Annotated in this window: 5 protein-coding genes; all 5 read right to left on the minus strand. The window is 64.5% G+C overall.

What is annotated here, in order from left to right; genetic code table 11:
* On the minus strand, positions 1–548 hold a 548-nt coding region (locus AC3VI7_RS11985), incomplete at its 3' end, for an SDR family NAD(P)-dependent oxidoreductase (RefSeq protein ID WP_489671565.1).
* A 32-nt stretch (positions 549–580) separates the two neighbouring features.
* On the minus strand, positions 581–1,855 hold the full coding sequence (gene glcF, locus AC3VI7_RS11990) for a glycolate oxidase subunit GlcF (RefSeq protein ID WP_369415305.1): 1,275 nt from the start codon (positions 1,853–1,855) through the stop codon (positions 581–583).
* A gap of 29 nt (positions 1,856–1,884) precedes the next feature.
* Positions 1,885–3,006 (minus strand): glycolate oxidase subunit GlcE, encoded by a 1,122-nt coding sequence (gene glcE / locus AC3VI7_RS11995; RefSeq protein ID WP_489671343.1) that lies wholly within the window; start codon positions 3,004–3,006, stop codon positions 1,885–1,887.
* Between the two features lie 3 nt (positions 3,007–3,009).
* Complete coding sequence (locus AC3VI7_RS12000) at positions 3,010–4,497, minus strand: FAD-linked oxidase C-terminal domain-containing protein (protein WP_489671344.1); 1,488 nt, start codon at positions 4,495–4,497, stop codon at positions 3,010–3,012.
* Between the two features lie 31 nt (positions 4,498–4,528).
* Positions 4,529–5,098: a PhaM family polyhydroxyalkanoate granule multifunctional regulatory protein gene (locus tag AC3VI7_RS12005; RefSeq protein WP_489671566.1), complete on the minus strand. Its 570-nt coding sequence runs from the start codon at positions 5,096–5,098 to the stop codon at positions 4,529–4,531.
* Positions 5,099–5,187: the final 89 nt, after the last annotated feature.

The raw sequence follows: 5,187 nt of genomic DNA on the forward strand, positions 1-5,187 counted from the left end.
CGAATGCCTTCGCCGGCCACTTCCTTCGACAGCCCCAAGGTGAAGACATCAATCGCGCCTTTGGCGGCGGCGTAATCGACGTACTGCCCCGCGCCGCCTGAGCGCACGGCGCTGGACGAGAGGTTGACAATCGCGCCACCGCTGCCGCCATGGCGGGTGCTCATGCGCCGCACCGCTTCGCGGGCGCAGGTGAAGCTGCCGAAAACGTTGACCGCAAACATGCGCTGCACGCGCTCGGCCGACATCGCCTCGACCCGCGCGGGCTGATCCACCACCCCAGCGTTATTGACCAAGCCGCCCAAAGATCCAAACGACCCAAGCTCAGCATCGATGCGCTCAAACATGCGCACCACCTGCCCCTCGTCAGCCACGTCAGCCTGCACCGTGATCGCCCGCCGCCCCAGCGAGCGCACCTCGGCCGCCAAAGCCTCAGCGGCGGCTGCGTCCCGCTGGTAATTGAGGGCCAGATCCCAGCCCAGCCCCGCCGCCAAACGCGCCGTCGCCGCCCCAATCCCCCGGCTCGCGCCCGTGATCAACAACATCGCCATGGTTTGCGTCCTTTCGAGGGTGAATCACCGATTCAGCGCGCCGCCTCCAGCACGTCGTCCAGGACTTCGATCCAGTGGCGCACGGGAAGCGCAGTGCCGGATTGGAGGTGTTTGATGCAGCCGATGTTGGCTGAGACGATCACCTGGGGCATCACGGCTTCGAGTTGGGTGAGTTTGCGTTCGCGCAGTTGTTGCGAGATCTCGGGTTGCAAGACCGAGTAAGTGCCAGCCGAGCCGCAGCAGAGGTGGCTGTCTTGAGCGGCGAGTTCGACCTCGAAGCCGAGTTCGCGCAGCGCACCTTCGACACCACCGCGCAGTTTTTGGCCGTGTTGCAAGGTACACGGCGGATGCCAAGCCAGACGCGGGCGCGGCAAGTCTCGGCCGCTGCCTTGGCTGAGGTACATCTTCAAGCGCGGCATCAAGTCGGGCAACAGCTCGGAGAGATCGCGCGTCATGCGGCTGATCTTGCGTGCCTTTTGGGCGTAAGCCGGGTCGTTCGCCAGGGCTTGGCCGTATTCCTTGACCATCAGGCCGCAGCCGGAAGCGTTGACCACCAAGGCCTCGACCCGATCTTCAGGCGAGCTGCCTTTGATGCGCGGCCACCAAGCATCGATGTTGCGGCGCGCTTCGTTGAGCGAGGCTTCTTGCTCGCCCAAATGGCCGCGCACCGCACCGCAGCAACCCGCTTCGTCCGACACCAAGGTTTGGATGCCGCAGGCGTCGAGCACCCGGGCGGTGGCGCTGTTGATGTTGGGCTGCAAGGCCGGCTGCACACAGCCCAGCAGCATCAAGACCTTGCGGTCATGGCTGCGCTGCGGCCAGCGCTTGGCGCGGCTGGCTTGAGTTTGATGCGGCGGCACATGCTCTTGCAAGGTCTTGGGCAGCAAAGGGCGCACGGTCTGGCCGAGGCTCAAGGCGGGCTTGAACAACGGCGAAGTCATGCCCTCGCGCAGCAACCAGCGCACGGTTTTTTCCTTGCGCGGGCGCTCAACTTTGGCGTCCACGATGCGTCGGCCGATCTCGACCAAATGGCCGTATTCGACCCCCGAGGGACAGGTGGTTTCGCAGTTGCGACACGTCAAGCAACGGTCAAGGTGCAGCTGGGTCTTGCGCGTTGGCTCATGGCCTTCGAGCACTTGCTTGATGAGGTAGATCCGGCCTCGCGGGCCGTCAAGCTCATCGCCCAGCAGTTGGTAGGTCGGGCAGGTGGCGGTGCAAAAACCGCAATGCACGCAGCGGCGCAGGATCGCCTCAGCGGCTTCACCGTCCGGTGTACCTTCAAATTCAGGAGCGAGATGGGTTTGCATGGGCAAAAGGACAACGGTCTAGAGGCACTTCAGAGCCCGGGGTAGAGCCGACCGGGGTTGAACACGCCCTCCGGGTCAAAGGCCCGCTTGAGCTGCCGGTGCAGTTTCTCCAGGGGGGTTGAAAGAGGCGTAAAAACACTGCCGCCGCTGAACGCTGGGCGGCGGTCGCGCGCACGGAACAAGGTGGCGTGGCCGCCCACTGCGGCAGCTGCGCAGCGCACCGAGGTGGCGGATTCGGGCGTCAGCAACCAACGCTGCCCGCCGCCCCATTCGATCAGCTGCTCGCCGCTCAAGGCCAGCGGCGGCGCGGTTTGCGGCAGGGACAAGCGCCACAAGCAAGCGCCGTCTTCGGCGATGGTGCGGTCGGCGTGCAGGAAGAAATCATCGCTGTGATCACGCAAGCCGCCCCAAAAACGCTGCGCCAAGGCCGCTTCGATGACATCGCCGCCCAAGCTGCGCGCTGCTGCGGTCACGGCCGCTTCAGCGCCAGCCAGACGCAGCACCAAGGCCCCGTCCCACCACGCGCTGGCCGAGAGCGGCAAGGCCTGACCGGCCCACTCATGCAGGGTTTCGAGCGCGACCGGCTGATCCATGTCGAAACGCAGGGTCAGGCTGGCGGTGGGCTGGGGCAAGACCTTGAGCGAAACCTCGCAGATCACACCCAGCATGCCCATCGACCCAGCCAAGAGCCGTGAGACGTCGTAGCCCGCGACGTTCTTCATCACCTGACCGCCAAAGCTGAGCAGCTCAGCGCGACCATTGAGCAAGGTGGCACCGAGCACGAAATCGCGCACGCAGCCCACCGTGGCCCGACTCGGGCCCGACAAGCCCGCCGCCACCATGCCGCCGACCGTCCCCCCCGGGGCAAAACGCGGTGGCTCAAACGCCAGAAACTGGCCTTTCTCGGCCAAACACGCTTCCAAGTCCGACAGCAAGGTGCCGGCACGCACCGTCACCACCAACTCGCTGGGCTCGTAGCTCGACACGCCGCGCAGTTCACGGGTATCGAGCACCTCGGCAGGATCGACCTCAGGGGCCAAGGGCTCACCGTAGAACTCTTTGGTATCGCCGCCTTTGATCAACAGCGTCGTTCCCGCTGAACGGGCCGCTTGGACACGTTCGCGCCAACGCTGCAACACAACATCACCCATGACTCAAAACCTCGGCAGATCGGCAAAGGGCAACAAGCCCCGCCGCACATGCATCTTTCCGTACTCGGCGCAGCGGTGCAGGGTCGGGATGACCTTGCCCGGATTCAGCAGCCCCTTGGCGTCAAAAGCGCGCTTCAGGGCTTCCATCTGCGCCCGCTCTTCGGGGCTGAACTGAACACACATCGAGGCGATCTTTTCCAGACCCACCCCGTGTTCACCCGTGATCGTGCCGCCAAGGCGCACGCTGGTTTCCAAAATATCGGCCCCAAACAACTCCGCGCGACGCAACTCGTCGGGGATGTTGGCGTTGAACAGGATCAACGGATGCAAGTTGCCGTCCCCGGCGTGGAAGACGTTGCAGCAACGCAGACCGTAGCGACGCTCCATCAGGGCGATCTCGATCAGCATCTCGGCCAGCTTTTTGCGCGGGATGGTCGAGTCCATGCAGAGGTAATCGGGGCTGATCCGGCCTGAGGCCGGGAAGGCGTTCTTGCGGCCACTCCAAAAACGCAGCCGCTGCGCTTCGTCGCGGCTGATCTCGATGCGCGTGGCCCCACAACGCGACAGCACCGCCTGCATGCGGCCGATTTCTTCCTCAACCTCTTCGGTCGTGCCGTCGCTTTCGCACAACAAAATCGCCGCCGCATCCAAGTCGTAGCCGGCGTGGACAAAGTCCTCGACCGCCGCCGTCATGGGCTTGTCCATCATCTCCAACCCCGCCGGGATGATGCCGGCGGCGATCACCGAGGCGACCGCATCGCCCGCGTGGCGGATGTCGGCAAAGCTGGCCATGATGCAGCGCGCCACCTGCGGCTTGGGCACCAAGCGCACGGTCACTTCGGTCACCACCGCCAACATGCCTTCGCTGCCGATCACGACGCTGAGTAGGTCCAAGCCCGGCGCATCAAGCGCCTGCGCGCCAAACTCAATCGCCTCGCCTTCAACCGTGTAGCCGCGCACGCGCAGCACGTTGTGCAGGGTCAGACCGTACTTGAGGCAATGCACCCCGCCCGAGTTCTCAGCCACGTTGCCCCCGATGGTGCAAGCGATCTGGCTGGATGGATCGGGCGCGTAATACAAACCATAAGGCGCTGCGGCCTCGCTGATGGCCAAGTTGCGCACGCCGGCTTGGACCACGGCGGTACGGGCTCGGGCGTCGATGGCGACGATGCGGTTGAAACGCGCCAACGACAACGTCAGGCCCAAAGCATGCGGCGTCGCTCCGCCCGACAAGCCCGTGCCGGCTCCTCGGGCCACCACGGGCACCGCCAAGGCGTGGCACGCGGCCAAAACGGCCGCCACCTGCACCTCGGTTTCCGGCAAAGCCACGGCCAAAGGCCGCTCGCGGTAGGCCGTGAGGCCATCGCATTCATAGGGCGTGGTGTCCTCGCTTTGCCAGAGCAGGGCGTGCGGCGGCAACACGGCCGTCAAGGCCTTGATCAATTCGGCTTGGCGATGGGTGCGCTGCTGCGCCTCGACGGGCGCGCCCACGGAAGATGTCTCGCTGATCACAACAACGCTCTCAACCTGCGGCCTTGCGGCGGGGGGTGGTTTTCTTGGCCGCCGTCGAGTGATCGGCGGTGGGTGCAACGGCATCCGAGTTGGGCGCGGGCGTCGGGGTCAAAGGTGTCATCTGGGCCTGGGTTTGCGCAGCGATCTGGCTGAACTGCTGCGTCAGCGCCTGCCACCATTGCATCGGATCAATGCCTGAAGCGGTGGAGCCCAAAGCAGCGTTTTCTGGAGCCGCCGTTGAGCTTGATGAAGCCTCCGGCATACGTACTTTCAAGGCTTCTTGCAAATCGCCCACCGCCACGTTCATGCCTTTGAGGGTGGAAAGCGTCATGCGCTGCACTTCAAGGGCCTGAATGGTACTGCCCAGCATGCGCACGTTTTGTTCCAACCAGAACTGCACCGTGCGCAATTCATGGATGCGCCGATCCAGTTCTTCCGGGTCGAGCGTGGGGGCCACCCACTGCGGCACACCGGGCACTTGGGTGCTGGCGTTTTTCATCAGGCTTTGGAGGAAATCGAAGCCCGTCACCATCTTGGCGAAATCCGGCAGGGGGGGCATGGAAGCAAAAGGAGAAGTCATGGCGCGGTCCTCGCATCAAAAGTGAGCAAGCTCGGCCGCAGATTGTGCCCTTAGCCGCCCCATCCGTGGCCCTGATCGGCGAAACTCCC

The organism is Leptothrix toolikensis (SeqCode), assembly GCF_057922285.1.